The organism is Achromobacter pulmonis (assembly GCF_002885955.2).
GTDB lineage: Bacteria > Pseudomonadota > Gammaproteobacteria > Burkholderiales > Burkholderiaceae_B > Achromobacter > Achromobacter pulmonis_A.
Genome location: NZ_POQS01000072.1, coordinates 1 through 495, shown reverse-complemented (window position 1 = coordinate 495; position 495 = coordinate 1). Strand labels below are relative to the sequence as shown.

Genomic DNA, 495 nt, shown 5'->3' with positions numbered 1-495 from the left:
GGTGATGGAGCTGCGGGTTCTTGGTCGTTGAAATCAAGCATGGACACCTCCTTCATCGGTGTCTGCCGGATTCAAGTAGCCAGCCTTGGTCGCGATCTCTCGCATGAAGTTGGGGGACAGACCGACCTGGTCGCACCACAGCTCCAGGCGCCCGTCTCGAAAGAAACGTCTGGCCTCAGAGCGCAGATGTTTAGAGGGCGAGCACAGGTCAATGAACGCCTGTTTGATGACAGCCACGACCAGTCGCGACTCCGGACACACGACAGCGACATGGCGAAGTAGCAGACGCTCCAGCAGGGATGCACCGATCAAGGGTTTCTGGCGACGGGCGGTCACCGTCAATGCGTCGATGACGGGTTGAGGAAGACGCGCATTCATGACTGCACCCCCGATGCGCTCACACCCTGCTCGCGCCAACACCGACGCGCCCAAGCGCAGTACTTGCACTCGTAGAAACTCGGCTCAGACGCCACGCGCGGCAGCAATTCACCGGCC

The 495-nt window shown here is 60.6% G+C and carries 1 protein-coding gene; it reads right to left on the bottom strand.

All coding sequences use genetic code 11. The features are described 5' to 3' along the window. Positions 1 to 33 precede the first annotated feature (33 nt). The gene (locus C1I89_RS34340; RefSeq protein WP_146197001.1) at positions 34 to 378 is read right to left on the bottom strand and encodes a hypothetical protein; all 345 of its coding nucleotides are present in this window, start codon (positions 376 to 378) and stop codon (positions 34 to 36) included. Positions 379 to 495: the final 117 nt, after the last annotated feature.